The sequence below is a fragment of the Acidovorax sp. GW821-FHT10A04 genome (assembly GCF_059415825.1).
In genome coordinates this window covers 94,718-120,708 of the sequence record NZ_JBWKNZ010000015.1, presented here as the reverse complement: position 1 = coordinate 120,708, position 25,991 = coordinate 94,718, and the positions used below count along the sequence as shown (strand labels likewise).

28 protein-coding genes are annotated in these 25,991 nt (G+C 69.1%); 24 read left to right on the top strand and 4 right to left on the bottom strand.

Annotation, left to right across the window (positions count from 1 at the left end):
- Complete coding sequence (locus tag AC07PF_RS26360) at positions 1–453, bottom strand: MarR family winged helix-turn-helix transcriptional regulator (RefSeq protein WP_035203769.1); 453 nt, start codon at positions 451–453, stop codon at positions 1–3.
- Between the two features lie 223 nt (positions 454–676).
- Here AC07PF_RS26360 and AC07PF_RS26355 point away from each other — a divergent pair, with 223 nt between their 5' ends.
- From AC07PF_RS26355 to AC07PF_RS26345, 3 genes are read left to right on the top strand one after another with little or no spacing between them, the layout of a single operon-like run.
- On the top strand, positions 677–1,405 hold the full coding sequence (locus AC07PF_RS26355; RefSeq protein ID WP_035203787.1) for a class I SAM-dependent methyltransferase: 729 nt from the start codon (positions 677–679) through the stop codon (positions 1,403–1,405).
- Positions 1,406–1,418: 13 nt separating this feature from the next.
- Positions 1,419–1,808 (top strand): VOC family protein, encoded by a 390-nt coding sequence (locus AC07PF_RS26350; protein ID WP_494613843.1) that lies wholly within the window; start codon positions 1,419–1,421, stop codon positions 1,806–1,808.
- Positions 1,801–2,121 (top strand): hypothetical protein, encoded by a 321-nt coding sequence (locus tag AC07PF_RS26345; protein ID WP_494613842.1) that lies wholly within the window; start codon positions 1,801–1,803, stop codon positions 2,119–2,121. Before AC07PF_RS26350 ends, AC07PF_RS26345 begins: the two co-directional genes overlap by 8 nt.
- Positions 2,122–2,139: 18 nt before the next feature.
- Here the strand turns inward: AC07PF_RS26345 and AC07PF_RS26340 are convergent, their stop codons facing one another.
- From AC07PF_RS26340 to AC07PF_RS26330, 3 genes are read right to left on the bottom strand one after another with little or no spacing between them, the layout of a single operon-like run.
- A complete protein-coding gene (locus AC07PF_RS26340; RefSeq protein ID WP_494613841.1) occupies positions 2,140–2,535 on the bottom strand; it encodes a hypothetical protein in 396 nt (131 codons plus the stop codon).
- A 52-nt stretch (positions 2,536–2,587) separates the two neighbouring features.
- Positions 2,588–3,610: a Bug family tripartite tricarboxylate transporter substrate binding protein gene (locus AC07PF_RS26335; RefSeq protein ID WP_494613840.1), complete on the bottom strand. Its 1,023-nt coding sequence runs from the start codon at positions 3,608–3,610 to the stop codon at positions 2,588–2,590.
- 43 nt (positions 3,611–3,653) lie between these two features.
- A complete protein-coding gene (locus AC07PF_RS26330; RefSeq protein WP_494613890.1) occupies positions 3,654–4,796 on the bottom strand; it encodes a M20 aminoacylase family protein in 1,143 nt (380 codons plus the stop codon).
- Positions 4,797–5,078: 282 nt separating this feature from the next.
- Between AC07PF_RS26330 and AC07PF_RS26325 the strand changes: the two genes are divergently transcribed.
- The 21 genes from AC07PF_RS26325 (at position 5,079) to AC07PF_RS26225 (ending at position 25,990) form a co-directional block, all read left to right on the top strand.
- The gene (locus tag AC07PF_RS26325; RefSeq protein WP_494613839.1) at positions 5,079–6,053 is read left to right on the top strand and encodes a LysR family transcriptional regulator; all 975 of its coding nucleotides are present in this window, start codon (positions 5,079–5,081) and stop codon (positions 6,051–6,053) included.
- Between the two features lie 117 nt (positions 6,054–6,170).
- A complete protein-coding gene (locus tag AC07PF_RS26320) occupies positions 6,171–6,965 on the top strand; it encodes an SHOCT domain-containing protein (protein WP_494613838.1) in 795 nt (264 codons plus the stop codon).
- A 72-nt stretch (positions 6,966–7,037) separates the two neighbouring features.
- On the top strand, positions 7,038–8,660 hold the full coding sequence (locus tag AC07PF_RS26315) for a calcium-binding protein (protein ID WP_494613837.1): 1,623 nt from the start codon (positions 7,038–7,040) through the stop codon (positions 8,658–8,660).
- Positions 8,661–8,847: 187 nt separating this feature from the next.
- The gene (locus tag AC07PF_RS26310; RefSeq protein ID WP_494609372.1) at positions 8,848–9,360 is read left to right on the top strand and encodes a hypothetical protein; all 513 of its coding nucleotides are present in this window, start codon (positions 8,848–8,850) and stop codon (positions 9,358–9,360) included.
- Between the two features lie 237 nt (positions 9,361–9,597).
- Positions 9,598–12,780, top strand: a complete 3,183-nt coding sequence (locus AC07PF_RS26305) for a lytic transglycosylase domain-containing protein (protein ID WP_494613836.1) — start codon at positions 9,598–9,600, stop codon at positions 12,778–12,780.
- Between the two features lie 117 nt (positions 12,781–12,897).
- A complete protein-coding gene (locus AC07PF_RS26300) occupies positions 12,898–13,209 on the top strand; it encodes a cytochrome P450 family protein (RefSeq protein ID WP_145699168.1) in 312 nt (103 codons plus the stop codon).
- A 214-nt stretch (positions 13,210–13,423) separates the two neighbouring features.
- Positions 13,424–14,518, top strand: a complete 1,095-nt coding sequence (locus tag AC07PF_RS26295; RefSeq protein ID WP_494613835.1) for a hypothetical protein — start codon at positions 13,424–13,426, stop codon at positions 14,516–14,518.
- A 75-nt stretch (positions 14,519–14,593) separates the two neighbouring features.
- On the top strand, positions 14,594–15,586 hold the full coding sequence (locus AC07PF_RS26290; protein ID WP_145699166.1) for a N4-gp56 family major capsid protein: 993 nt from the start codon (positions 14,594–14,596) through the stop codon (positions 15,584–15,586).
- Positions 15,587–15,650: 64 nt separating this feature from the next.
- A complete protein-coding gene (locus AC07PF_RS26285) occupies positions 15,651–15,992 on the top strand; it encodes a hypothetical protein (protein ID WP_007855378.1) in 342 nt (113 codons plus the stop codon).
- Positions 15,993–16,010: 18 nt separating this feature from the next.
- Complete coding sequence (locus tag AC07PF_RS26280; protein WP_494609369.1) at positions 16,011–16,709, top strand: phage adaptor protein; 699 nt, start codon at positions 16,011–16,013, stop codon at positions 16,707–16,709.
- Positions 16,706–18,754 (top strand): hypothetical protein, encoded by a 2,049-nt coding sequence (locus AC07PF_RS26275; RefSeq protein WP_494613834.1) that lies wholly within the window; start codon positions 16,706–16,708, stop codon positions 18,752–18,754. Before AC07PF_RS26280 ends, AC07PF_RS26275 begins: the two co-directional genes overlap by 4 nt.
- A gap of 22 nt (positions 18,755–18,776) precedes the next feature.
- Positions 18,777–19,220: a hypothetical protein gene (locus AC07PF_RS26270; RefSeq protein WP_494613833.1), complete on the top strand. Its 444-nt coding sequence runs from the start codon at positions 18,777–18,779 to the stop codon at positions 19,218–19,220.
- Between the two features lie 5 nt (positions 19,221–19,225).
- Positions 19,226–19,534 (top strand): hypothetical protein, encoded by a 309-nt coding sequence (locus tag AC07PF_RS26265; protein WP_007855384.1) that lies wholly within the window; start codon positions 19,226–19,228, stop codon positions 19,532–19,534.
- 222 nt (positions 19,535–19,756) lie between these two features.
- On the top strand, positions 19,757–20,533 hold the full coding sequence (locus AC07PF_RS26260; RefSeq protein ID WP_494613832.1) for a beta-ketoacyl synthase chain length factor: 777 nt from the start codon (positions 19,757–19,759) through the stop codon (positions 20,531–20,533).
- Positions 20,526–21,302: a lysophospholipid acyltransferase family protein gene (locus AC07PF_RS26255; protein ID WP_145699162.1), complete on the top strand. Its 777-nt coding sequence runs from the start codon at positions 20,526–20,528 to the stop codon at positions 21,300–21,302. Before AC07PF_RS26260 ends, AC07PF_RS26255 begins: the two co-directional genes overlap by 8 nt.
- Complete coding sequence (locus AC07PF_RS26250; RefSeq protein WP_007855388.1) at positions 21,289–21,549, top strand: phosphopantetheine-binding protein; 261 nt, start codon at positions 21,289–21,291, stop codon at positions 21,547–21,549. The genes AC07PF_RS26255 and AC07PF_RS26250 overlap by 14 nt, the downstream gene beginning before the upstream one ends.
- 35 nt (positions 21,550–21,584) lie before the next feature.
- Positions 21,585–21,845: an acyl carrier protein gene (locus AC07PF_RS26245; protein WP_007855389.1), complete on the top strand. Its 261-nt coding sequence runs from the start codon at positions 21,585–21,587 to the stop codon at positions 21,843–21,845.
- 29 nt (positions 21,846–21,874) lie between these two features.
- Entirely contained in the window at positions 21,875–22,426 is a 552-nt protein-coding gene (locus AC07PF_RS26240) for a COG4648 family protein (RefSeq protein ID WP_007855390.1), read from the top strand.
- Positions 22,427–22,500: 74 nt separating this feature from the next.
- Positions 22,501–24,216: an ApeI family dehydratase gene (locus tag AC07PF_RS26235; RefSeq protein ID WP_494613831.1), complete on the top strand. Its 1,716-nt coding sequence runs from the start codon at positions 22,501–22,503 to the stop codon at positions 24,214–24,216.
- Positions 24,213–24,992 carry a glycosyltransferase family 2 protein gene (locus tag AC07PF_RS26230; RefSeq protein ID WP_494609363.1) on the top strand — a complete coding sequence of 260 codons (780 nt, stop codon included), beginning with the start codon at positions 24,213–24,215 and terminating at the stop codon, positions 24,990–24,992. The genes AC07PF_RS26235 and AC07PF_RS26230 overlap by 4 nt, the downstream gene beginning before the upstream one ends.
- Positions 24,989–25,990: a lysophospholipid acyltransferase family protein gene (locus AC07PF_RS26225; protein WP_494613830.1), complete on the top strand. Its 1,002-nt coding sequence runs from the start codon at positions 24,989–24,991 to the stop codon at positions 25,988–25,990. Before AC07PF_RS26230 ends, AC07PF_RS26225 begins: the two co-directional genes overlap by 4 nt.
- The last annotated feature ends 1 nt before the right edge of the window (position 25,991 follow it).

Sequence of the window (25,991 nt, the reverse complement as noted above, 5' to 3'; positions counted from 1 at the left end):
TCAGGCCTGCGATGCAATGCGCGCCTCGATGCGCTCGAAGGCGCGCAGCAGGGTCTGCGCATCCTGCTCGCCAATGTCGGCCAGCAGCTCCGACTCAATGGCCTGCAGCTGCTTGCGCAGGGTGGCCACGGTGCGCCGGCCGGCGGGCGTCAGGTGCACCAGCTTCACGCGGCGGTCCTCGGGGTGAGGGCGGCGCTCGATCAGTCCGCGCTCCACCAGGATGTCGAGCAGCCGCACCAGGCTGGAGCCATCGAGCCCCACGGCCGCTGCCAGCGCACTTTGCGACACATCGCTGTCGCTGCCCAGTTCGTGCAGGTGCATCAGCGGCGCCCAGGTGGCGTCGCTCAGGCCGCTGGCGGACAGGCGCGCATCCAGCGCCTGGCGCCAGCGCCGTGCCAGGCCCACCAGGCGGATGCCAATGCGGTGGCGTGGATCGGGAAGGTCTTCTTTCATGGATATTGATTTTATCACAATCATTTTAATTCAAATGATTGTGGTGCAGCGCAGCTTGTTTGCCGAGCAGCGGGTGCCTGTTACCGTTCCACGGGCCGGGGGATTGGGGGAGGGCCTGCTCTTGGCCTATCATCTGCTGAAGAGCAAGCCGCCCGATGCGACATCGGTCATCCGGCCCGCCAACCAGAACATCGAACCGGTGGTCCTCCGCCAACACCCGTCCATGCCCTCTCTTTCGTCCCCTCCGGCCGCAACAACACCGTCGTCACCCGCCTTCGTCCCCGAGACCCGCTTCGGCCTGTGGTTCCTGTCCACCGAGACCTGGCGCGTGCATGTGCTGCAGCGCGCCCTCAACGACCTGCAGGCCCTGGCACCCGACCTGCCCAAGGGCGGCACCGTGCTGGACATCGGCACCGGCCAGGGCCACTCGCTGCCGGAGCTGGCTGAACGCTTTCGCCCCAGCCAGCTCCATGCCCTGGATCCCGAGCCAGACTTTGCCGAGCGCAGCGCAGCGATGCGCCAGGCGGTCAGCCCCGCCGTCGCGCTGCACAATGCGCATGCCGAGAACATTCCGTTGCCCGACGGGTCGGTGGACCTGGTGCTGTGCCACCAGACCCTGCACCACATCGTGGACCAGCAGGCCGCGCTGGCCGAGATCTTTCGTGTGCTCAAGCCGGGCGGCCACCTGCTGCTGGCCGAAAGCACCCGCGCCTACATCCACAGCTGGGTCATCCGGCTGCTGTTTCGCCACCCCATGCACGTGCAGCGCAGTGCGCCCGAGTTCCTGGCCATGCTGGGCGAGGCCGGCTTCGAGGTGAAGCCCGAGCATGTCAGCACGCCCTACCTGTGGTGGAGCCGCAAGGACCTGGGCGCGTTGGAATGGCTGGGGTTTGGCGTGCCCAAGGTGCGCGAGGAAACGCTGCTCAATGCCGTAGCGCGCAAACCGCTTTGAGGAGCTGACCGTCATGCAGATCAAACTCGCCAGCGTCCTGGTGGACGACCAGGAAAAGGCCCTGAAGTTCTACACCGAGCAGCTCGGCTTCGTGAAGGACAAGGACATCGCCATGGGCACGTTCCGCTGGCTTACCGTCAACTCGCCCGAGGGTGCCGAGGGCGTGGAGCTGGTGCTGGAGCCCATGGCATTTCCGCCCTCTGCTGTGTACCAGCGTGCACTGTTCGAGGCCGGCATCCCGGCCACCGCCTTCATCACCAAGGACCTGGCGGGCGACTACGCGCGGCTCAAGGCCAACGGCGTGCAGTTTCGCGGCGAGCCCATGCGCGCGGGGCCGATCACCATGGTGCTGTTCGAGGACACCTGCGGCAACCTGATCAACCTCGTCCAACCCGATGACTGAGGCTGGAGGGGTGCCTGCGGCCGATCCGCGGATCGACGCGGTGCTGGCCCTGTGCGATGCCGCCCACGACGAGGTGCGCCGGCTGGGCGCAGTGCAGGACGAGGCCCGCATGCAGGACATCATCGACCGGCTGCATGCGCTGGCGCAGGTGTACGCCGATGCCCCCACGGTGCCCAAGGCGCTCGCCGGGGTGCTGTTTGACCTGTCCACGGCCTTGTATTCGGCGGCGGGCAGCACCGACGAGGTGCGCTGCAAGGCGGCGTTCGCGTGGTTCGATGAATTCTGCGATGCAGCGCGGGGCGTGCTGAACTAGCTCGCCAGAGAAGACGTTCTAGCCCAGCGCCCTGATCACCGCCGCATGCGCCATCGCCAGTTCGGGCGAGGTGTGGAAGTGCCGCTGGTAGTGCCCTGAGAAATCCGCCTCGGCCGAGTGCTCGAGCTTGAGCATCTCGCGCACGCGGCGCGCCACGACGGGCGGTGCCTCGGCGATATCGGCATTGCCAGGCTCCATGGCCTCGTCGAGCATCACGATCAGGCGGCTCAGCGGCTCCAGCCAGCGCATGGATTCGGCATACGCCATGACCTGCAGGAACTCGCCGGCCGACTGGCGGCCATGCAGCTTTTCATAGTCGCGCCGCTCCAGCTCGATCAGCTGGCGGTGCAGCGCCAGCAGGGCGTTGCGCAGGGCGGCGCATTGTTCAGGGGTGGCAGAGGTGGTCGTGGTCATGGGCAGAGGGTCTGAAAAATGGTCTGCCGCATGATCGCACGCCCCCGGGGCATCAATCCTTCATCTTGGCGAAGTCCACCAACTTGGCGTACTGCGCCGTGTCGCTGCGCATCAGTGCCGCCAGGTCGGTGTTGGCGGCGGTGGGCAGCACCATGCCGGCGTCTTCCAGGCGGCGGCGCACGGCCGGGTCCTGCAGGGTGGCCTTGAGGCCCTGGCTGAGCTGCTGGGCCAGGGCGGGTGGCAGGTTTTTGGGCGCGGCCATGGCGAACCAGCCGACCAGGTCGTAGCCCTTGAGCAGCGGGTGCTCGCCCAGCGCGGGCACGTTGGGCAGGGCCGGGCTGCGCGCGGCGCTGGTGATGCCTAGGGGCACGACGCGGCCGCCCTGGATGAAGGGCAGGGCGGCGGTGGGCGAGAGCATGGCGAAGTCCAGCGTGCCGCCGGCCAGGTCGCTGGTGAGCGAAGCCGTGCCGCGGTAGGGGATGTGCGTCATGAAGATGCCGGCGCGCTGCTTGATGAGTTCGCCCGCAAAGTGCAACGTGGAGCCCACCCCCGAGCTGCCATAGCTGTACTTGCCGGGGTTGCGCTTGACCAGGTCGATGAACTCGGCCAGGTTCTTCACGCCCGTCTTGGGTCCGGCCACCAGGAGCACGGGGGCGGTGGCGATGAGGCCGATGGGCGCCAGGTCCTTGAGCGGGTCGTACTTCTGCGCGGGGTTCACCAGGCCGGTGGCCGCCATCTCGTTGCTGGAGCCCACCAGCAGGGTGTAGCCGTCCGGCGGGCTGCTGACCACGCGCTGCGCGGCGATGGCGCCGGCCGCGCCGCCCTGGTTGTCCATGACCAGCGTGGCGCCGAGCCTGGGGCCCAGCGCGTCGCCGACGATACGCGCCGCCTGGTCCACCGAGCCGCCCGGTGGGTAGCCGATGACGATCTTGACCGGCTTGGTAGGCCAGGCCGCGGCGCCCTGGGCCAGGGCTGCGGGCGTGCCGGTGGCCGCGAGCGTGGCCATGGTGGCGGCCAGCAGCGCGGTACGGCGCGTTGCGGATGAGGGGATCAGGCGAGGAAAGGGCATGCGCATGGTGGGGGCCGTGAGGGTGGGGTGTGAAGGGGAGGGCGTGGGCTCAGGCCGGTGCCAGGAAGCGCTCGGTCAGCTTGACCCAGTAGGTCGATGCCAGGGGCAGGCAGGCGTCGTTGAAGTCGTAGCCGGGGTTGTGCACCATGCAACCGCCGCTGCCGTGCGTGTCGCCCACGCCGTTGCCCACGATCAGGTAGCTGCCGGGGCACTGCTCCAGCATGAAGGAGAAGTCCTCGCTGCCGGTCAGGGGCTGCAGGTTGGGCATGATGCCGTCCTCGCCCAGCCAGTCGAGCGCGACCTGGCGTGCGAAGTCGGTGCTGGCCATGTCGTTCACCAGGGCCGGGTAGCGCCAGTGGTAGTCCACCTCGGCCTGCACGCCCAGCGTAGCGGCCTGGGCCTGCACCAGGGCGGTGATGCGCTCGCGCAGCAGGGCGCGGATCTCGGGGCGGTAGGCGCGCACCGTCAGGCGCATGAGCACGCTGCCAGGGATGACGTTGGGCGCATCGCCGCCGTGGATGGCGCCCACCGAGATGACGGCCATCTCGCGCGGGTCCACGTTGCGCGAGACGATGGTCTGCAGCGCCAGCACGATGTGCGCCGCCGCCACCACCGGGTCGGCCGCCAGGTGCGGGGCCGAGCCGTGGCCGCCCCGGCCCTTGACGGTGATGGTGACCGAGTCGGACGAGGCCATGAACGGCCCGCCCATGAAGCCGAAGGTGCCCACCGGGTGGCCGGGCATGTTGTGCAGGGCGAAGATGGCGTCGCAGGGGAACCGCTCGAACAGGCCGTCCTCGATCATCTTGCGGCCGCCGCCCAGGCCTTCTTCGGCGGGCTGGAAGATCAGGTGCAAGGTGCCGTCGAAGCTGCGATCCTTTGCCAGGTGGCGCGCCGCCGCCAGCAGGATGGCGGTGTGGCCGTCGTGCCCGCAGGCGTGCATCTTGCCCGCGTGGGTGCTGGCATAGGGCAGGCCGGTCTCCTCGTGGATGGGCAGGGCGTCCATGTCGGCGCGCAGGCCCAGCACGCGCGGGCTGCTGCCCAGGCGCAAGGTGCCCACCACGCCGGTACCGCCCAGGCCGCGGTGCACGGTGTAGCCCCATTCGGCCAGGCGCGCGGCCACCAGGTCGCCGGTGGCGAATTCCTCGAATGCGAGCTCGGGGTGGGCATGGATGTGGCGGCGCAGGGCGACCATCTCCGCCTCGATCGCGCGGATGCCGGGCAGCACCGGGTCGGTGCGGTGGGCGTGGTCATTGCACTGGTGCTGTGGTGGTGTTGCGTTGTCTCGTTCGATGGCCTGGTTCATGGCGGTTTCTGGTGTGCAGTAGGTGGGCAAAGTCTAGAAACCGCGCCTGCACAGCGGCAGACAGGGACTGCCTTGCACCGCATGGCAGCGCTTGTCTTGCTGTGGTCACAGGCTTGTGTTGGGACCGGCCGCGCGGGCGGCCAAGGGCGGCGCGCACTGATAATGGCCGCCATGAAACTGCACCAGATGCGCTACATCGCCGCGGTGGCTGCGCACGGCAGCATCCGCGCGGCGGCGCGCGCCCTGGGGGTGACGCAGGCCGCCGTCACCCAGGGCATGCGCGAGCTGGAGGCGGACTGCCAGCTCGCCCTGTTCACCCGGCACAGCGGCGGCATCGGCCTCACGCCTGCGGGGCGCGACCTGGTGCAGCATGCCCAGCGCATCCTGGAGCAGATGCACCAGGCCGAGCAGGACCTGGCGCGCCACCGCGGCGCGGGCGCGCCGCAGCGCCTGTCCATCGGCATCACGCCCTGGGTGGCGCAGACATTGCTGGCGCGCGTGCTGCCGCCCTTCCGCGCCGAGATGCCGCATGTGCAGCTGGAGCTGTATGACGGCTTCTCGGCCCTGGCCTACCCCAAGCTGCGCGAGGGCAGCCTGGATCTGATGATCGGCCGCATCGCCGCGCCCGACGAGATGCTGGGCCTGCAGTCCACGCCGCTGTTCACCTACGAGGCCACCGTGATGGCGCGCGCCGGGCATGCACGGGCAGGGGCCACGTCCATCCACGAACTGCTGGACCAGGACTGGGTGCTGAACTTCGGCCCCGGCGGCGAGAAGGAACTGATGGACCAGCTGTTCACCTGCCACGGCGCCGCCGTGCCGCGCCACCACATCCACCTGGCGCAGTCGGCCTCGCTGATGCTGACCCTGGTGCAGAAGACCGACATGCTGACCTTCTGCCCCTGGCCGCTGGCCGAGACGGCCTCGCTGCGCGGCAGCATGGTGGCGCTGCAGCTGCGCGAGCAGTTCGCGCCGCGCACCGTGGGCATCATCCGGCGCAGCAACGAGACCCCCTCGCTCGCGGCGCAGCGCTTTCTGGCGCACTTTGCCGAGCAGGTGCAGGCCAGCGTGCAGTCGGACGATGCGGAGCTGCGGCGGGTGTTTTATTCGGTGGAGATGGCGAAGGGGGCGGGCGCCGAGGAGTGAGGCAGGTCCGGCAGAAGAGGCGCTGGATTGTCCCTTTGCCGCCGATGTCATCCGCCATGGTGTTTGTCGCGTTGTCTAAGATCACGCGCAACAATGACGAGAGGGAGAAAAAGAACCATGCAGACCATTGCAAAAAACCTGGCTGTGGCCGCCATGGCGCTGTGCGCCGCTGCGGCCTGTGCCCGGCAGTCTCAGAACATGGAGGCCATGAACCGGGGCGTGTTCAGCGATGTGCCAGCGCCGCCGCTGGGCGGCAGCGTCAAGGACGCGGCGGCCAAGAAGCGCGGCAGCCTGCAGCCGGGCACCGGTGACTTCTACCGCTTTGCCAAGATCGAGGCGACGCCGGTCAGCCAGGAGGCGAGCCCGATGGACCTGCGGCGCTGGACGCTGTCTGCCCTGGTGAGCAAGGCTACAGGCGAGGTCGAGTTCTACCTGCACTATTACGAGATCTACCGCGCCAGCTCCTGGAAGGCGTTTTCCGCCGCGCAGACGGACGCGGGCGAGAACCTCAAGCTCGGCCGCATCGGCGCCCGGGTGGTGTCGTGCCGCAGCGGCTGCTCCTACGCGGAAGAGCTGTTCATCGACCTCGCCCCGGGCACCGTGGAGCGCGCCCGCACGCAGCCCTTGCGGATACAGCTGTCGGGCCTGGGCGCCAACGCCACCCTGGTCGAGGTTGGGGCGCAGGCGGTGAACGACCTGGTGGCCAAGGCCGAGCTGGAAGCGATGAAGTACCGCAAGGCGGGGGCTTCGGCCGGGGTAGTTCCCGCGCTCGCGTCTGAACCTTCCGTGCCGGCTGCGGCAACCCCGGCCCTGGTGGCCGATGAGCTGCAAAAGCTCGCCAGGCTCCGGGCCGACGGCACCATCACCGAGCAGGAGTTCCAGGGCCTCAAGGCGAAGCTGCTGGCGAGGTGAACCGCCGCCAGCGTGCGGTCGACCGCGATTTTCCTGAATTTCTTTTTGTCTGATTGGATGGAGAGCTTTCCCATGGCGTCTTACTACTTCGGTCTGGATGGTCTGAGTGATCTTTCTGCGTCCTCCAGGGCGTCGGCCAATACCATGGTGTTCGTCCCCGAGACGCACAACCTGGGCGTTCTCCTGGGGTACGAGCTCACGTCCACGGTGCGCCTATATGAACCGGACTTCACCCAATCGTCCATCTACCAGTTCACGGCCAAGGCGGGTGCCACCTACCACATCCACAGCACGTCCTTCTTCGAGCCCTGGATCAAGCTGTACGACCAGAATGGCAAGCCGGTTGCCCGTGGAGACCTCACGGACGACTGGTACTCGGGTTCCTCCTCCTACGATTCCATCAGCGGGTGGAAGGCCCCTTACGACGGCGTGTTCTACATCGATCCGGGCTGGGACAGGGGGGTTGCGCAAGGCCACCGAAGCACCAGCCTGACGGTGGACGAAGATACCGACTCGTCCGGCTGGAACACGTCCCCGGCGCCCGCACCCGCGCCCGCGCCAGCACCGGTGGTCGCGGCCCTGCCGTCCGTGCTGATGGCACCTGCACCGCGCCCCGATGCCACCTTGCCTGCAGCAACTACCGTCCATGGAACGGATGCGGCGGACACGCTTGCGGGTGGAAACGGAATGGACCTGATCGACGGCGGCAACGGCAATGACGCGGTGACCGCCGGCGCAGGCAACGACTTCGTGCGCGGTGGCAGCGGCAACGACAGGCTCAACGGTGGCTCGGGCATCGACACTGCGCAGTATGCGGGTGCCTATTCGGCCTATACCGTGACCGTGGACCGTTCCGCCAACACCATCCAGGTGGCGCACAACGCGGGTGGAGCCGACGGCACCGACGTGACCTCGAACTTCGAGTTCTACCAGTTCGGCGACAGGATCGTCCCGGCATCGCAGCTGTGGCTGCTCAATGCCCCGCAGATCAAGGGCACGGATGCCAGCGACACGCAGGAGGGTACGGCTGCGGCGGACATCATCCTGCCGGGCAAGGGGAACAACCAGGCGCTTGGCAATGGCGGCAATGACCTGATCGTGGCCAGCCTGGGCAGCAGCAACTCTGCCGAGGGCGGCGACGGCATCGATACCCTGTTCATTGATACCGCCTCTGCCAACGTCACGGTCACCAAGTACCCTGCCCACTGGGCGGAAGCCAAGATCTCTGTGGAGCAGAACAATGTGCTGGACGATGACATGGAGCGCGTCCAGCTGAAGGACAAGTACTTCGTGCTGGACCTCGACCCCGGCACCAATGGGAACAAGGCCGCTCTGCTGGCCTATACCCTCAAGGGCCCGGCGGGGCTCAGGGATGGCGACCTGATCGCCAAGACCCTGCTGCCCCTGTTCGACAGCGGTTTCTCGGTGGCCGACGTGAGCTCCTACCTCATCGACTCGGGCTACATGGCGGGACTGGCCGGCGGTGCATCGAACGCGCAGTTCGTCGCCACGCTGTTCAAGGCCGTCACCGGGATCAGCGCCGACAGCGCCACCGTGGCCACCTTCGAGGGGCTGATCACGAGCGGGACCTACACCCAGGCCACGATGCTGGCCGGCGTGGCCCAGTTGGAGCTGGTGGGCACGGCCGCCAACCTGCCGCAGTACGCCAGCACCGGCTTGGCGTTGGGCATCTGATCACCGGTGCAGGGTCGCCACCGGGACCGGGCTGGCCATTGATTGATTGCAGCGGCCCCACCTGCCCCTATGATCCAGGGATGGCAGAAGTTTGCATTTTCCACTCCACAGACCGTTGCACAGTGCCCTCACCGTGCGCAGGGGATGGAATGCTGCCAGCGCAAGAGAAGAGGGCGGACACCTAGCCATGCCGTCCCCGGTACCCCCCGTGGTGCCCAAGCGTCTCAGTACCTTCCCGACGTTGTGGGCGTTTCTGTTCAGCCGCAGGCGCTTTGCCGACATGGCGGCCGCCCACGACCTGGCCATCATCATCCAGCCGGCGGACCAGCTCGCGCGCTACAAGGCGGGCGGGTGGAGCACCGGCACCGAGCTGGAGGCCCTGCGCCAGGCGTCGCTGGAGCGCCTGTTGCGCACGCGCGCGCAGTTCTGGCGTGCGGGCCTGGCCATCGTGGGCGTGTTCATGCTGCTGGTCATCATGTACTCGGGCCTGGGCCGGCCGGTGGAGCTGGAGTTCCCGAACGACATGGGCAAGGTGCTGGCTGCGCTGGGCGCCATCTTCGCCACCTGGGGCTCGGTGATCCAGCTCACGGGCGTGGAGTCGTGGTCCGGCGAAAGCGCGGACGAAAAGCTGCGCAGCATGTTGTTCCAGGCCATGTTCGTGCTGGGCGGGGCGTTTGCGCTGATCGGGGTGCTGTGGTGAGAGTGGTGGTTCCCGCACGCGTCCGTTTGCGCAGGCCCTGAGCTTTTCCAAGACCTAGCCCGCTCCGAGCGGGCTTTTTTTCGCCTGCGCGGGATCTCCGGGGCGTTGCGGCCAGGGCAAGTCTCGTCGGCGTGGACGGGGGCTGTTCCGCGCATTGCATATATGCCCTCCCTGGTCGGCGGCGGGGGCGCGGCGGACAGTGGCGCTCCGATCCACTACTTCCTGCCGGGGCCGCCAATGAACCTTTTAGAGTATGCCTTTTCGGCGATCACCGGACGGGACACGGCGGATTCGGGCGTCACGCGGGTGCCGCTGGAGCGGCCGGTGCAGGACAGCGAAGCGCGGGCACGGAACACCCGTGTGGAAGAGGCCTTCGACCTGGCAGCCCGGCAGTTCCAACTGGATCCGGGGCTGCTGCGCTCCATGGCGGACCGGAGGGCGGGCGGGCGGGGCGAGTGGCTCAATGACGGCGATATCGATGCCGTGGGCATCATGCGGTTGCCACCGCAGACGGCGCAGCGGCTCAAGGTGAATCCCCTGGACCCGGTGCAGTCGATCTATGGCGCCGCTGCGGAGTTGCGGGCCCAACTGGATCGTTTTGGTGGCAACTATGAGCAGGCATTGGCCGCCTACGGTGCCGGTGGCAGGCAAGGCTCTTCACCTGTGCCTGCAACTGCACCTGCTGCGCCGCAGGACACGCAAGCCGAGCAGCAGGTCATCTCCTCGGCCCGTGCCTGGCACGGCGGTGGTGGTGGAAGGGGGGCGGTTTCGGGCATGCGGCTCGATACCGACAAGGGACGTCGCGAGTTGACGGTGGAGCAGGAGATGGACCGGCTCGCGGCGATCAATCCCGGTAGCCGCGAGAAGCTGCGCGCGTTGGCGGAGTTCAATGTGTCCCCGCCCGCCGTTGCGCCCAAGCCAGTGGACCGCAAGGCGCAGTATGCGGGGCGCGGGTATGGCGATGCGGATGCCAGTGCCAACGCGCGCTTCGATGCACGGCTTGAGCAGCGCCTGAACGCTCGCACGCGCACGGCAGCCCCCGACGCGGTGACGGGGGAGCGCATTGTGCTGGGCTACAACCCGAACACCGAGCGCGAGCGTGTGGTTGCCGAAGAAAAGGAAATGCGTGCGCTGCAGGCCGATGCCCGGGTGCGTGCCGCTGCACAAGACATGCCGGCCGTGGTGCGCGGCCTGGCCAAAGGGGGCGGCGAGCTGATCGCACTGGGCCAGAGCGCGGCTGGCCTGGTGGGGCAGTTGACAGGCGATGAGGCGCTGCGCGAGTGGGGCCTGGCCGGTTACCGGGACACCATGCGCACGGTGGACAACATCGGCATGGCGCCCGGCTTCACCGGCATCCGCAGCGCGGACGATGCGGCGCAGTGGGCCATGGAAAATAGCGGCTACCTGGCCGTGCAGGCCGCATCGGCGGTGCTGGCTTCGGGCATGGGCGGCGTGATCGCCAACACCGTGGGCAAGAGGGCGCTGGGTGAGGTCATCGGCAGCACGCTCTTCGACGCCAGCCAGACCTTCGGGTCGGTGTATGTCGACGCGGTGGAGCAGGCCCGGCGCACGGGCCAGCCCGTGGACCTGGAGCGGGCGATGGCCGGTGCCGCCACCTCCCTGGCGATCAATGCGCTGGCGGGCCGGATCGGGCTCGACGCCCCATCGGCCGACGCATTCAAGGCCCGGGCCTACGCGCAGGTGGCCAGGTCGGTGGGGGCCCAAACCCTGCAGCAGGGCGCCATTCAGGGCGCACAGCGGGTGGCCGAGGACTGGGGGGCGAAGGGCGACCCGTTCGGCGAAGGCCAGAGTGCGGGGTTCATCGATGAAGCTGCGGTGGGGGTTTTGTCGGGCGTGCTGTCCGGGGCCAGGGGCGCCCGGCGCGCGGCAGGTTCGCCTGCCACCCCGCACGCCATGGCGGCGCGGGCCGAGGAGCCGGGGGGGCGCCCGGCGCATGTGCCTGCCGGCAATGGGGTTCCCCGGGTCGAAGACCAGCCCGCCAGGCCGCAGGTGCCCGCGGACAGGCCGGGGCCCCCTGCGGCTGTGGACCCGCGGCATGGGCAGGCCAATGGGCAAGCGGTGGAGCCCTTGTCTGCCGTGCGCCAGCAGCGCGCCCAGGATGCGCTCGCCCGTACGCATGCCTATCCGGACGCGGATGCCCCCGCACAGGCGATAGCCGATGCGCCAGCACCGGTTGCAGTGCCATCGCGCGGGCAAGCCCCGGTGGCGCCTGCGGCGTCGCAGGCCGCACCGGGCGACGCCGCAGGGGTGGACGGCCCGGGCGGGGCGGGGCGCATGGAGCCTTCTTCCAGCGCACACCAGGTGCACGCGCTGGACAGTGGGACCCTGCTCGTGCAGGGGGATTCGTCGCACATACGCACGCAGTTGCTGCAGGCGGGCGTGGCAGAGGCGGACATCCAGCCTGCCGGCGCTGGCGAATTGCTGGTGGCGCAGCGCAGTGCTGCGCATGCACGCGAAGCCTTGGCATTGCAGCCGGGCCCAGGGGGGCATGGCGCGAGCGCCGCGCAAACTGTGCCTGTTGCATCCGCGCCCCGCATGCGCAGGCTGGACAAGGGCAGCCTGGCCGTGGAAGGTGCCGGGCCGTCCGAGCGGGCGCGGCTGCAGGCGGCGGGGGTGCCTGAAGGCGACCTCAAGGACATGCCCGGCGGCCAACTGCTGGTGGCACCCGGCAGCGCAGCGCGCGCGCAACGGGTGCTGGCTGCGGATGCCGCGGACGCCGCAGCCCCGGCCTCCGCGCGTGCGCAGGCCCGCGGCCAGGCGCGGCCGCCCAGTCCGGCACAACCCGCAGTCGCACCGCCGCCATCGGCCATGGACGGTGCGCAGACCGGGGTGATAGATGGTGGCGTCACGCAGGCGGTCGTCAGCACGCTGCCATCGAAAGCCAATGTCGATGACATGATGGAAAAGCGCCGGTCCGAATGGCCCAAGACGGGGCCTGACGGGCGGCCCTGGAAGCCCAACGCCTACACGGTGGCCTTCGAGATGCAGCTCGACCTGGACGACTTTGGGCACCATCGCAAGGTCCACTACCAGCGCGCCAACGCCGCATTGAAGAAAGCGCTCGATGCCAGCCCGGAATTTGCGCGGATGATGGAGGCCATGATCCCGGGCGTCGGCCACACCGTATCGGCCCGGGGCACGCCCAAGCCACCGCCCGGCTGGATATGGGAGCATGCTTCCACGTCCACTGCGGACGGCCGGAAAGGGGTCATGCGCCTGGTTCCGAAGGAGCAGCACACACCCGGCTCGCCCTTCTGGCGGGTGCTGCATCCGGACCCAGGTGCGAGCGGAGGGTACTCCGAGTGGGCAATCCCCGCTGGCGCACCCCCCAACCGCAAGAAGAAGAAAAAAAGCGATGACAAGGAGCCCGGCGAATCCGGCTCCGCACGCGAAACATAGTACAAACAACGTGGAGCTTGGGCAGCGCTGCTTTCGGCACCCCCCGCAAACAGTGCCAACCAGTTCCGTCACCCCAAAAGGCGGGGCCAGGCCCTGCACAACCCAAGGAGGAATGCGATGGACCGCTACGCAGGCAAGCCGTTTCTGAGGCTGCTGGACAGCTATTTTCTGGACGTGATCGGGCAGTTGAGCGAGGAGCAGGACGAGGCGCTGGTCGCCATGCAGCCCCGGCTTGCGCAGGTGTATGGCGACGAGGGGTCGTGGCAGGACATGGTGGCCGCGCAGATGCAGTTCCCGCCGCGCCTGGACGAGCAGGTGCGCCGGTTCTGGGCAGGCTACCTGGAGCACTGCAAGGCCAACGGCATGCCTGCAGACCCCAACGAGTTTGTGGTCTCGTTCATCGACCAGAACTTTCCGGGGATCGAATAGACCCGTCTCTGCGTGAGCCATGGGCAGCCCGCTTCGAGCGGGCTTTTTTTTGCCTGTTTGTTGCCATGGTGCGCGGCATATATGCCACCCATTCAACGTGGTCGCCTCTTCGCGGACATTGCTTTCACGGGCGATGCGCCCGGTGTCAGCAACCACCACCCGCCACCACTGCCTCTGGCCCCGCGGGCCACGCCGAAGAAGGACCGACCGCACTATGAACACCACCGACAGCAGCAACAGCAGCAACACCAGCCACGCCACCGCAGCCAGCCTGGAACCCGGCGAGGGCGCCGCCAGCGCAATGGATGCCGAGGACCAGATGGCGCAGGCGCTGGATGCGCTGCGCCAGGAGCGTGCGGAAACGGGTGGTGACGCACAGGTGTCCACCGCCACCATGCCGGCTGGTCCCGATGGGGACTTGCCCGCAGCAATGGCGATGGGCGCCGAGGCCACCGGCACCGATGCCGCGCAGACCCGTGCGCGCCAAGCCGCCGCGCAGCACAGCGACCGGGCCGGCAACCCCGACCCCGCCGAGCTGCTGCGCCGCACGCAGGAAGAGCTGCACAAGGCGCGCAGCGAGATGGGCCGCGTGGGCCAGCTCAACCGCTACCTGAACCAGGCACGGGCCGAGCGCGACCGCTTGCTGCAGGAGAACGCGCAGCTCAAGGGCCGTGGCGGCAGGGCTGCGCCGGGCACCCAGGGCGACAGTTCCGCCGCCGCGTCCGCGCGGCTGGCCGAGCTGTCCGCGAAGGTGCAGCAGTTCCCCGAACTGCATGGGCTGGTGGGCGCCGTGCAGCAGGCCCTGCAGGCCGTGGATGCGCAGGCCGCGACGGTGGCCGAGCAGACCGCCGCCCGCATGGTCGAGCCGCTGCACGGCCTGCGCGCCGAGCACGAGCAGCGCGCCCAGGAGCAACGCAGCGCCGCCTACCAGGCCGCGATGCAAACCTTCGAGGCCACCTACCCGAACGCGGTGGAGGTGGTGCGCAGCGCGGACTTCAGCGCCTGGATCGGCACGCAGCCCCAGCCCATCCAGGTGGCCTTCTACCAGGGGCAGGACCCCGGTGAGGCGATTGCGGTGATGGATGCGTACGACGCCCATCTGCGCCGCGCGGGCCGCGCACCGATTGCCCGCTACCCCCAGCAACAACAGCCCGCCGCACAGCGCGCCAGCGCCAATGCCGCCAGGCTGCAGTCGGCGGCGGGCCTGCCTTCGCGCACCAGCGGCGCCCGGGGCGGCCTGCCGCCCGAGGACGATTTCGAAGCCTCGCTGGACTTCTTTCGGCGCCAGCGCCTGGGCGGCCTGGCATAGCCACGGGCTGCGGGGCCGCAGCCGCGCGCTGGCGCACACAGACACGTTTGAATTTTCCGACAAGGAGCCAATCTCATGACCGTTTACGGTGACATCACCCCCCGTACCGCCGCCTATGCGGTGGACAAGATGCTGGAGCGTGCCCAGCCCTCCCTGAACATGGCCAAGTTTGCCGTGGTGACGGCCGTGCCCAAGGGCAAGACCAAGGTCGTCAAGTGGCGCCGCTATGGCCGCCTGGCGCCCACCACCACGCCGCTGACCGAAGGCGTGACGCCCGTGCAGGGCAACATCACCAGCACCGACGTGTCGGCCAACCTGGAGCAGTACGGCCAGCGCGTGCAGATCACCGACGTGATTGCCGACACGCACGAAGACCCGGTGCTCAGCGAGCTGAGTGCCTCGCTGGGCGAGACCGCGGGCCAGACGCAGGAGCTGATCCTGTACAACACCATCAAGGCCGGCACGCAGGTGCTGTATGCCAACGGCGTGGCGCGCAACGCGGTGAACACGACGATGACGGCCAACGTGGCGCGCCGCGCCATCCGCCAGCTCAAGGCGCAGGACGCGCGCCCGCTGACCACCGTGCTCAACGCCACCGACGGCGTGGGCACGCTGCCCATCCCGCCGTGCTACGTGTGCTTTGTGCACCCCAACGTGGAGATGGACCTGCAGAACCCCGCGTTCTTCCCGGCCGGCTACACGCGCATCCAGAACTACGGCACCTTCAAGCCGCTGTGCGAGAACGAGATCGGCGCGTTCGAGAACATCCGCTTCGTTTCGTCCACGCTGTATGCGCCGCTGGTCAACGCCGGCAATGCCACGCTGAACGGCATGCTGGGGGGCACGGCGGTGGACGTGTACCAGTCGGTCATCGTCGGCAAGGAGGCCTATGCCACGGTGAACCTGTCGGCATCGGGCTCGGGCCTCACGCCCATCGTGGTCAACCCCAAGCCCAGCGACAGCGACCCCATGGGCCAGCGCGGGCACGTGGCTTTCAAGATGTGGTCGGCCGCGGCGATCTTGAACGACGCCTGGATGACCCGCATCGAACATGGTGTGAGCGCCTGACGCCGGCTTGACCCCCGGGGCCGGCATGCAGCCGGCCCCTTCTCTCAACAGAAGGAATACTCCCATGGCAAAAGCACAAGCCAAGGCCGCCGCATTGGCCGAAACCACCGCAGGCACCGACACCGACATCGACGTGGCCGTGCAGCAGCACGGCTTCTCGGGCCAGACGGTCGAGATCAAGCTCTTCAAGGGCGAGCTGCACGAACCGCAGCAGCCCTTCTTCGGGCTCAACAACTACCAGATCCAGATCCAGCGCGAGCGCTGGGTGCGCGTGCCGGTGGAGATGGCCGACCACATCGAAGGCCTGGCCTACACGGTGCGCGAGGCCGACCCCGAGGAGCCCGAGAACATCGACAAGATGCGCTGGGTCGAAAAGCCGCGCTTCCCCTTGCAACGCAAAAGCTGAGCGGGGAGGGCGCGCACCATGAACTTCCTGCAACTGGCCCGGGCCGTCAAGCGCGAGAGCGGCCTGTCGGGCGGCCCGCCGGCCTCGGCCACGACGGCCAGTGGCGACGATTCCCGCGTGTTCGAATGGGTGAACTGGGCCTGGCGTGACATCGCGCTGGCGCACGAGTCCTGGCTGTTTCGCCGCGGCGAGGCGCTCGGCCAGGTGCCGGCCGGCACCCTGGTGATGGTGCCCGAGGCCGCGGCCCCGGGCTTTGCGCTGGCCGACTTCGCCGCCTGGAAGCCCGCGGCCGATGGCTACCGCCCCAGCGCCTGGCGCGTGGCCGATGGGCAGGTGAGCGAGCATGCGCTGGCCTGGCTCGACTACGAGGCGTTTCGCCAGCGCTTTCTCACGGGCACGCACGCGCCGGGCGCGCTGCAGTACTGGAGCATGGCGCCCGGTGGCGAGCTGCTGGTGGGCCCCACGCCCGATGCGGTGCACATGGTGCGCGCCGCGTACGTGAAGGACGTGGTGGACCTGGTGCTCGACGCCGACGAGCCGGCCCTGCCGGCGCGCTTTCATCCCCTGATCGGCTGGCGTGCGCTGCGCGAATACGGTGGCTTCGATGCGGCCAGCGAGGTCTACCAGCGTGCCGAGCAGAACTACAGCATGGGCTTCTCGGCGCTGGCGCAGTCGCAGCTGCCACGCCCCGGCTTTGGCGCAAGGCCGCTCGCATGACTGGCGATATGCGCATGCCCGCGCTCAAGACCCAGTACTTCCCGCTGGCGGGCGGGCTCGATGCCGAATCGGCCCAGCTCACGTTGCGCCCGGGCATGATCACGGGCGCGATCAACTACGAAAGCTCGGCGCTGGAGGGGTACGAGCGCATCGGCGGTTACGAGCGCTTCGACGGGCGGCCCCGGCCCAGCGATGCGGCCTACAAGTGCCTGCGCGCCGCCACCGCCTTCACCGGCGTGGCCGTGGGGCAGACGGTGGCGGGCGCCAGCTCCGGCGCCACGGCGGTGGTGCTGTTGCTGCGCAGTGCGGCGCAGATGGTGGTGACCCGGTCCACGGGCGTGTTTGCCGTGGGCGAAGCCCTCACCGTGGCGGGCAGCCCGGTGGGGGTGTTCGACGGCGATGCCTCGGACATCGATGGCTTCGACGACAACGCCTTTGCGGCGCTGGCCGCTGACCACTACCGCGCGGCCATTGGCGCCGTGCCGGGGTCGGGGCCGCTGCGCGGCATTGCCGTATTGAACGGCACGGTCTACGCCTGGCGCGACAACCTGGCTGCCACGGCGTGCAGCATCTACAAGAGTTCGGCCACCGGCTGGGCGCCGGTGTTCCATTACTACGAGCTGGCCTTCAGCGGCGGCAGCGGCACGGAGCCTGCGGTGGGCGCCAACGTCACCAAGGGCGCGGTGTCTGCCATCGTCAAGCGCGTGGTGGTGGAGTCGGGCACCTGGGCAGCGGGCACGGCCAAAGGGCGCTTCATCGTCACCGCGCCCTCGGGCGGCGCGTTCACCGCAGGCGCCTTCACGGCGGGTGTGACGGCCGTGGCTGCCGGTGCCGAGGCGGCTATCACCCAACTGCCCGGCGGCCGGCTCGATGCCGTGGTCTACAACTTCAACGGCCGGGCGGGGCAGCAGCGCATCTATGGCGCCGATGGCGTGAACCGCGGCTTCGAGTTCGATGGCGAGGTGCTGGTGCCGCTGGCCACCGGCATGGCGGCGGACAAGCCCGTGCACTGCGTGGCGCACAAGAACCACCTGTTCTTCAGCTTCGAGGGCTCGGTGCAGCACAGCGCCGTGGGCGATCCGTGCCGCTGGTCCGCCGTGGTGGGCGCCGCCGAGATCGCGGCCGGCGATGTGGTCACGGGCTTCCAGGTGCTGCCGTCGGACGCCGAGGGCGGCGCGCTCATGGTGTTTGCCGCCGAGCGCACCTGGGTGCTGTACGGCAGCAGCAGCGCCGACTGGCGCTTCGTGAACTTTGCCGACGACGTGGGCGCCCAGCGCGGCAGCGTGCAGAACCTGGGACGCGTGCTGGTGTTCGACACCCTGGGCGTGGCCGTGGTCAGCGCCACGCAGGCCTTCGGCAACTTCGAGCGGCTGCCACTGTCCTCGCGCATCCAGCGCCTGCTCAAGGCGCGCCAGGTCACGGCCTCGGTGGTCAACCGGGCCGACAAGCGCATGCGCCTGTTCTTTGCCACGGGCGAAAGCCTGAGCGTCACGCCCATTCCCACGGCCGACGGCGGCAGCGCGCTGGCCTTCATGCCCATCGACTACGGGCGCACGGTGCGCTGCACCTGCGATGCGGTGGTGGGCGGCGAGCACCGCAACTTCTTCGGCAGCGACGACGGCCATGTCTACGAGGCCGACCGGGGCCGCAGCTTCGATGGCGCTCCGATCCAGGCCTACCTGCGCCTGGCCTTCAACCACACCAAGAGCCCGATGGAGAAAAAGCGCTTTCGGCGTGTGGACCTGGAGAGCAAGAACCGCAGCGCCTGTCGCCTGCTGGTGCAGGGCGAGTACAGCCTGGGCAAGCCCGACGTGGGCCTGACCGACGTGGTGCATGTGCTGCAGAACGCCGGCGGCGCCTACTACAGCGTGAGCAACTACGGCCAGAGCTACTACAGCGTGCCCGCCAACGTGCTCTCCAAGGTGCGCCTGGACGGCGTGGGCACCGACCTCAGCCTGAACATCGTGAGCACCGCGCGCGACGAACTGCCCCACACGCTGCAGAGCGTGTCGGTGGTGTACACGCCGCGGCGCCTGGATCGATAGCTACCAAGGAGCAACAACACCCATGGCCAACACTTTCTACCACCGCGTCTTCAACCCGCTGCCCGGCCAGCGCGTGGACGAGCAGGTCCTCAAGGACGAGTTCCAGCGCGTCGAGCTGGGCTTCGACGGCGTGGCCACCAAGGCCGGGCAGGTAGATGCCGGCCTGGCCACCAAGGCCAACCTGGCCGGCGGCAACGCCTTCACGGGCGACCAGTCCATCGCCGGCCACCTGGCTGCAGCCGGCACCGTCACCGCCGCCACGCCGCTGCCACCGGGCGACAACAGCCAGGCCCTGGCCAGCACGAACTGGGTGCGGGCCTGGGTCAGCTCCCAGGCCGGTGGCGCCCTGGGCCTGCCCGTGGCGCCGGTGCATGCCCAGCCGCTGGCGCTGTTCGTGACCCAGGGCGTGCAGCAGTGGGCCCCGGTGCAGTCGCGCAGCAAGGTTTTCTTTCTTTCAGGAGCTTGATCGACATGGCAAACGGACGCCTTTTTGCACTGGACCTGGCCGCGGCCACGGCCACCACCCTCTACCAGCCGGCCACGCAGACCGGCACGCTCACGCTGTCGCTGGTCAACCGCAACACCTCGGCCGTGCTGGCCCGCGTGGCCCTGGCCGCCGCGGCCACGCCCACCGACGCGGAGTGGATCGAGTACGACGTGTACCTGGCGCCCTCGGGCGTGCTCGAACGCACGGCCATCGTCGTCGGGCCGGGCCAGTACCTGGTGGCGCGCACGAGCGCAGCCGGGGTGTCGGCCGTGGGCTTCGGGTTCGAGGAATAGGGCAGGGCGGTCGCTCTTTGTCGCCAGGATGCAACGCTGGATGGCACCCCCCATTTGGGTGAAGTTGTTGTAACCCTTTGTATGGGGGCGCGTTGCCCGCACGGGGTGCCGATTTGTGTGCACATGTAACCGTAAAACTGCCGCCGCCAGGGGGCTTTCTGAGATAATTGCTCCGTGTGTGCCGTACACACGCCAAGCAATCAAAGAAATCGGGAGAGGGCTGTGCGCGCTGCGTTCGCCGTTCGGGCGTGGGCTGCGATAGCACCGGGCCTGCAAAGTCAGGAGCAATGGCTGCAGTGGGCCAAGGCACCGGTGTGCCCCGTGGGGGGCACGGCGGTCGAGCTGCCCCACGTTCCCGCCATGGCGCGGCGCCGCCTGGGTCACCTGGCGAAGATGGCCGTGAGTGTGGCCGACAGCGTGCTGCCACCCGAAGAGGGCGCCGATATTCCCGTGGTCTGGGCCTCTCGCTACGGCGATGCCGACAAGGCGCTGTCCCTGCTGCGCTCCCAGGCCCAGGATGAACCCCTGTCGCCCACCGCCTTCGGCCTGTCGGTGCACAACGCCGTGGGCGCGCAGCACTCGATCCTGCGCGGCATGCGCGCCAACGCGGTCTGCGTCGCGTCCTCGCACTGCGCGCCCGAAGCCGGCGTCGTCGAGGCCGTGGGCCTGCTGCAGGATGCCGAGCCCGGTGCGGCCGAGGTGCTGCTGGTCTGCTACGACGAACCGCTGCCGCCCGGCTACGCTGCGTTCCACGACGAGCCCATGGCCGAATACGCCTGGGCCGCACTGCTGGCGCCCCTGCAGGCCGGCGAAGCGGGCTTTGCACTGCAGGCACTCGATGCGGCGCCACAGGGCGACGAAGAGACCCCGGGGCGTGGCGGGGCCGGTGCCTTGCCGCATGGGCTCGATGCCCTGCATTTTCTGCTGCAGGGCGAGCGGCAACACCTGGTGCATGGCCATGCATCGGGCCAATGGATGTGGGAGCGCGTGCATGCTTGAAGTCATCAACCGGGCCTGGCGCATCGTGGCCACGGGATTCTGCTTTTCCGTGTTCGGCCTGGGCGGCCTGGTGCTGCGCTGCGTGGTGTGCCCGGTGTTCACGCTGGTGGTGCGCGATCCGGCGCGCCAGCAGCAGCTCTCGCAGGCCGCCATCCACCACTGCTTTCGCTGGTTCGTGGGGCTCATGAACTTCGTGGGCGTGATCTCCTACGAGGTGCATGGCCGCGAGCGCCTGCAGCGCCGGGGTCTCTTGATCCTGGCCAACCACCCCTCGCTGATCGACGTGGTGTTCCTGATCTCCTTCGTGCGCCATGCGGACTGCATCGTCAAGGCGGCGCTGGCCCACAACCCCTTCATGCGCGGACCGATCCGGGCGGCGGGCTTCATCACCAACGGCGACGGCGCCGGGCTGCTGGAGGACTGCGTGCGCTCGCTCAAGGACGGCAACAACCTCATCATCTTCCCGGAGGGCACGCGCACGCCCGTGCAGGGCGCCAACCGCCTGCAGCGCGGCGCCGCCCACGTGGCGGTGCGCGGGCGCATCGACATCACGCCCGTGCACATCCACAGCAGCCTGCCCATGCTGACCAAGGGCACGCCGTGGTGGAAGGTGCCCGTGCGCAAGCCGCACTTCACCATCGAGGTGCGGCCTGATATTGCGGTGGAAGAATTCTGTGACTCGGCTGCCAGCGACACCCTGGCCGCGCGCCATGTGACCGAGCACCTGTCCGTACAACTTTTCAAGGGGCCTGCAAGTGCTTCAACTTGAGCAAGAAATCAAAGAAATCATCATCTCCTCGCTCGCGCTCGAAGACATCGCGCCCGAGGACATCGACCCTGCGGCGCCGTTGTTCGTCGAGGGCCTGGGCCTCGACTCCATCGACGCCCTGGAGCTGGGCCTGGCCCTGCAAAAGCGCTACGGCCTGAGCATGTCGGCCGATTCGGAGCAGACGCGCAAGCACTTTGGCAGCGTGCAGGCGCTGGCCGCCTTCGTGGCCGCCAGCCGCACGCACTGACTGATTGAAGCGCTCGGCATTCACGGAAATCCAACATGAACAAAGAAGCCATCTACGAACGCATCGCCGCCATCCTGCAGGAGACGTTTGAAATCGACGCCGCCCGCATCACGCCCGAGGCCCGCCTGTACGACGACCTGGACATCGACAGCATCGATGCCGTGGACCTGATCGTGCAGCTCAAGCCCTGGGTGGGCAAGCGCCTGAATGCCGACGCCTTCAAGTCGGTGCGCACCGTGCAGGACGTGGTCGACGCGCTGCACCGGCTGGTGAACGACGCCGCCTCCACGGCCTGAGCGCGCGGGCAAGCAGCCAGCCTTCCACCATGCACAAGCTCGTGACCACCGTTCTGGTGGTGCTGACGGTGCTGTACCCGCTGGGCGTGTACCTTGCCATGGGGCACGTGGCGCCGCAGTGGCTGGCCGTGCTGCTGGTGGCGCTGGCCGTGCTGCGCGCCGTGGTCACGCGCCAGCGCTTCTGGTGGGCCGTGGCCTCGGGCGCAGCGGTGCTGGCCCTGGCCGCCTGGTGGCAGGGCGATGCGCTGGCCGTCAAGCTCTACCCGGTGCTGGTCAACGCCGTGCTGCTGGTGGTGTTTGCGGTGAGCCTGCGCTACCCCCCCACGGTGATCGAGCGGGTGGCCCGGCTGACCGCGCCCGACCTGCCCCCAGCCGGGGTACGCTACACCCGCAAGGTGACCGCCGTGTGGTGCCTGTTCTTCGTGGCCAACGGCGCAGTGGCGGCCTACACCGCCGCCTTCAGCAGCGATGCCACCTGGGCGCTGTACAACGGGCTCATCGCCTATGTGCTGATGGGCTGCCTGATGGGCGCCGAGTGGTGCGTGCGCCAGTGGGTCAAGCGCCGCAGCGCGCTGGCGTGACCCTGCGATAAAGAGCGAGTCAGATTTTTCGTCCGTCCCTGTCCAAACAACTCCAAGAATCAGGAATCGAGCAAGTGAACACGTTTACAGCGTTGTCCGAAGTGGCCCTGCCGCAGGCCCGTGCGGCCGCGCATGAAGTCGCGGCCACCGGTGGCCGCACGCTTCCGCATGCGGACTGGGTGCGCGCCGTGCAGGCCTGGTGCGCCGCCTTCCAGAAGGTGCAGGGCTCCGAGGTGGGCCTGTATTTCGACGACCCGCTGGCCTTTGCCGCCGCCCTTTGGGGCGCCTGGCATGCGGGCAAGACGCCGGTGCTGGCCAGTGACCTGCAGCCGCACACCCTGGCGCACCTGCTGCCCCAGGTACAGGCCTGCGCAGGCCTGCTGCCCGGTGCCATCGGGCCCGACGACGCGGGGGCTGGCGCTGTGTCGCTGCAGCCCCTGTCGCTGCGCACAGCGCAGGTGGTGCTGTTCACCTCGGGCTCCACGGGCGTGCCCGAGCGCATCGCCAAGTACCTGTCGCAGCTCGATGCCGAGGTGCATGCCCTGCAGGCGGTCTTCGGCCCCATGGCGGATGCGCCCGCACTGCGCACCCTGGCCACCGTGTCGCACCAGCACATCTACGGCCTGCTGTTCCGCGTGCTGTGGCCGCTGGCCGCAGGGCGGCGCCTGGGCACCGAATTCCTGCGCTACCCCGAGGAGCTGGTGGCCCAGCTCGCGCAGCCTGGCCCCACGCTGCTGGTCTCCAGCCCCGCCATGCTCAGCCGCCTGCCGCAGCAGCTCGACTGGGCGGCCGCGTCCCGGGGCCTGCGCGGCATCTTCTCGTCGGGCGGGCCCTTGCCGCCCGAGGCCTCGGCCCATGCGCTGGCCTTGCTCGGCCATTCCACCACCGAGGTCTTCGGCAGCTCCGAAACCGGTGGCATCGCCTGGCGCCGCCGCGCGGAGCAGGGCGATGCCTGGCAGCCCCTGCCGGGCGTGGAGGTGCGCCTGGCCGACAGCGGTTGCCTCTCGGTGCGCTCGGGCCACCTGCCCGATGCCGCCGCCTGGTGGGAGACAGCCGACCGCGCGCTGCCGCAAAAGGCCGGCGCCGGCTTCGTGCTGCAGGGCCGGGCCGACCGCATCGTGAAGATCGCCGAAAAGCGCGTCTCGCTGACCGCCATGGAAAACGCGCTGCTGGCCAGCGGCTGGGTGGCCGCGGCCAAGGCCGTGGTGCTCGAATCACCGCCCGCCGCAGCCCGCGTGGGCATGGTGCTTGAATTGAGCGACGCCGGCTGGCAGGCCCTGCAGCAACAGGGCCGCAAGCAGATGGGCGCCGCGCTGCGTGCACTGCTCGTGCCCCTGGTGGACCGCGTGGCCCTGCCGCGCAGCTGGCGCTACGTGGCCCGCCTGCCGCAGAACGCGCAGGGCAAGACCACGCAGCACGACCTGCTGGCGCTGTTTCGCCCGCTCATGCCGCAGCCCGAGTGGACCGAGCGCGGCGAACACCAGGCCACGGCCACACTGCTGGTGGATGCCGGGCTGCGCGTGCTCGAGGGCCACTTCCCCGGTGCGCCCATCGTGCCCGGCGTGGCGCAGCTGCACTGGGTGGTCACCCTGGGGCAGCAGGCCTTCGGCATCCCCGCAGCCTTCCTGCGTGCCGAGGTGGTCAAGTTCCAGCAGCCCATTCTGCCCGGCGCCAGCGTGCAGGTGCAGCTGCAGTGGGTGCCCGACAAGGGCTACCTGCAGTTCGCGCTGACCTCCAGCCGCGGGCCGCATGCCAGCGGGCGCCTGGTGCAAGGGGAGGGGGCCGCATGAGCGCCGCCGCGTTGTTCAACCCCGTCGCCATCATCCCGGTCTACAACCACCCGACGACCATCGGCGCCATGGTGCAGGGCGTGCTCGCCGCGGGCCTGCACTGCATCCTGGTCGACGATGGCTGCGAGCCCGGCTGCGCTGCCGTGCTCGATGCCCTGGCCGTGCAGCATGGCGAACAGGTCACGCTGCTGCGCCTGCCGCAGAACCAGGGCAAGGGCGGTGCGGTGATGACCGGCATGCGCCATGCGCTGGCAGCGGGCCACAGCCACGCGCTGCAGATCGACGCCGACGGCCAGCACGCCGTGGCCGACATCCCCGCCTTCATCGCGCTGGCCCGCGCGCAACCCGGTGCCATGGTCTGCGGCGCCCCGCGCTACGACGCCAGCGTGCCCAAGGCGCGCCTGTACGGCCGCTATGCCACCCATGTGTGGGTGTGGATCAACACCTTGTCGCTGGACATCGAGGACTCGATGTGCGGCTTTCGCGTCTACCCGCTGCGCGAAGCCATCGGCGTGATGGACGGCGCGCGCATCGGCAAGCACATGGAGTTCGACACCGAGATCCTCGTGCGCATGCACTGGAAGGGCGTGCCCTTCATCACCCAGCGCACGGCCGTGACCTACCCGCAGGACGGGCTCTCGCACTTTCGCGTGTGGCGCGACAACGTGCTCATCTCGGGCATGCACACGCGCCTGTTCGGCGGCATGCTGCTGCGCAGCCCGCTGCTGCTGGCGCGCAAGCTCCTGGGCCGGCGCGGCGCAGGGCAGGCGGCATGACGGCACCCACGCCCGCACCCGGGCCGCAGGCGGCCCCGCCTGCCGCTGCCCCGCACTGGGCGCAGCTGGGCGAGAACACCTTCGTCGCGGGCATGTGGCTCATGGTCCAGGTGCACCGCTTCCTCGGGCGCTGGCCCTTTCTGCTGTGCCTGTACCCCATCGTCGCCTACTACTGGCTGGCCAGCCCGGTGGCCCGTCGCGCCTCGCTGCAGTACCTGCAGCGCATGCAGGCGGCCCACGGCCTGTGGCCCCGCATGCCGGGCTGGCGCCAGAGCCAGCGGCACTTTCGCATGTTTGCGCAGGTGATCCTGGACAAGCTGCTCGCGCTCAGCGGGCGCTACCGCTTCGACCGCGTGGCCTTCACCGGGCGCGAGCCGCTCAACGCGCTGCTCGCGCAGGGCCAGGGCGCCGTGGTGGTCACCGCGCACATGGGCTGCATCGAGCTGTGCCGCGCGGTGGCCGAGCGGCGCTCGGGCCTGCGGCTGAGCATCCTCGTGCACACGGCCCATGCCGAGCGCTTCAACCGCGTGCTGCAGCGCCTGGCGCCCGACAGCGGCGTGCAGTTGCTGCAGGTGACCGAGTTCAACGCCGCCACGGCCATGATGCTGGCCGAGCGCGTGGCGCGCGGCGAGCTCATCGCCATCGCCGGCGACCGCGTGCCCGTGCGCGAAAGCCGCGTCACGCACGCCCCGTTCCTGGGGCATCAGGCGCCTTTCCCCTGCGGGCCCTACATCCTGGCCTCGGTGCTCGAATGCCCGCTGTATTTCATGGGCTGCGTGCACGAGGGCGCTGGCTATGCCGTGGAGTTCGTGCCGCTGGCCGAGCGCGTGCTGCTGCCGCGCGCCCGGCGCGAGCAGGCGCTGGCCGAATACGCGGCCCTGTTCGCCCAGCAGCTCGAACGCATGCTGCGCAAGGCGCCCTACGACTGGTTCAACTTCTTTCCCTTCTGGGAACAGGGCGCGCCCGCACGCCCTGCTCCTGCTGCCCACACCGCATGAT

Bases quoted from the DNA above. Each gene is read 5' to 3' on its own strand.
- AC07PF_RS26360 (WP_035203769.1), bottom strand. From the start codon at position 453: ATGAAAGAAGACCTTCCCGATCCACGCCACCGCATTGGCATCCGCCTG.
- AC07PF_RS26355 (WP_035203787.1), top strand. From the start codon at position 677: ATGCCCTCTCTTTCGTCCCCTCCGGCCGCAACAACACCGTCGTCACCC.
- AC07PF_RS26350 (WP_494613843.1), top strand. From the start codon at position 1,419: ATGCAGATCAAACTCGCCAGCGTCCTGGTGGACGACCAGGAAAAGGCC.
- AC07PF_RS26345 (WP_494613842.1), top strand. From the start codon at position 1,801: ATGACTGAGGCTGGAGGGGTGCCTGCGGCCGATCCGCGGATCGACGCG.
- AC07PF_RS26340 (WP_494613841.1), bottom strand. From the start codon at position 2,535: ATGACCACGACCACCTCTGCCACCCCTGAACAATGCGCCGCCCTGCGC.
- AC07PF_RS26335 (WP_494613840.1), bottom strand. From the start codon at position 3,610: ATGCGCATGCCCTTTCCTCGCCTGATCCCCTCATCCGCAACGCGCCGT.
- AC07PF_RS26330 (WP_494613890.1), bottom strand. From the start codon at position 4,796: ATGGTCGCCCTGCGCCGCCACATCCATGCCCACCCCGAGCTCGCATTC.
- AC07PF_RS26325 (WP_494613839.1), top strand. From the start codon at position 5,079: ATGAAACTGCACCAGATGCGCTACATCGCCGCGGTGGCTGCGCACGGC.
- AC07PF_RS26320 (WP_494613838.1), top strand. From the start codon at position 6,171: ATGCAGACCATTGCAAAAAACCTGGCTGTGGCCGCCATGGCGCTGTGC.
- AC07PF_RS26315 (WP_494613837.1), top strand. From the start codon at position 7,038: ATGGCGTCTTACTACTTCGGTCTGGATGGTCTGAGTGATCTTTCTGCG.
- AC07PF_RS26310 (WP_494609372.1), top strand. From the start codon at position 8,848: ATGCCGTCCCCGGTACCCCCCGTGGTGCCCAAGCGTCTCAGTACCTTC.
- AC07PF_RS26305 (WP_494613836.1), top strand. From the start codon at position 9,598: ATGAACCTTTTAGAGTATGCCTTTTCGGCGATCACCGGACGGGACACG.
- AC07PF_RS26300 (WP_145699168.1), top strand. From the start codon at position 12,898: ATGGACCGCTACGCAGGCAAGCCGTTTCTGAGGCTGCTGGACAGCTAT.
- AC07PF_RS26295 (WP_494613835.1), top strand. From the start codon at position 13,424: ATGAACACCACCGACAGCAGCAACAGCAGCAACACCAGCCACGCCACC.
- AC07PF_RS26290 (WP_145699166.1), top strand. From the start codon at position 14,594: ATGACCGTTTACGGTGACATCACCCCCCGTACCGCCGCCTATGCGGTG.
- AC07PF_RS26285 (WP_007855378.1), top strand. From the start codon at position 15,651: ATGGCAAAAGCACAAGCCAAGGCCGCCGCATTGGCCGAAACCACCGCA.
- AC07PF_RS26280 (WP_494609369.1), top strand. From the start codon at position 16,011: ATGAACTTCCTGCAACTGGCCCGGGCCGTCAAGCGCGAGAGCGGCCTG.
- AC07PF_RS26275 (WP_494613834.1), top strand. From the start codon at position 16,706: ATGACTGGCGATATGCGCATGCCCGCGCTCAAGACCCAGTACTTCCCG.
- AC07PF_RS26270 (WP_494613833.1), top strand. From the start codon at position 18,777: ATGGCCAACACTTTCTACCACCGCGTCTTCAACCCGCTGCCCGGCCAG.
- AC07PF_RS26265 (WP_007855384.1), top strand. From the start codon at position 19,226: ATGGCAAACGGACGCCTTTTTGCACTGGACCTGGCCGCGGCCACGGCC.
- AC07PF_RS26255 (WP_145699162.1), top strand. From the start codon at position 20,526: ATGCTTGAAGTCATCAACCGGGCCTGGCGCATCGTGGCCACGGGATTC.
- AC07PF_RS26245 (WP_007855389.1), top strand. From the start codon at position 21,585: ATGAACAAAGAAGCCATCTACGAACGCATCGCCGCCATCCTGCAGGAG.
- AC07PF_RS26240 (WP_007855390.1), top strand. From the start codon at position 21,875: ATGCACAAGCTCGTGACCACCGTTCTGGTGGTGCTGACGGTGCTGTAC.
- AC07PF_RS26230 (WP_494609363.1), top strand. From the start codon at position 24,213: ATGAGCGCCGCCGCGTTGTTCAACCCCGTCGCCATCATCCCGGTCTAC.
- AC07PF_RS26225 (WP_494613830.1), top strand. From the start codon at position 24,989: ATGACGGCACCCACGCCCGCACCCGGGCCGCAGGCGGCCCCGCCTGCC.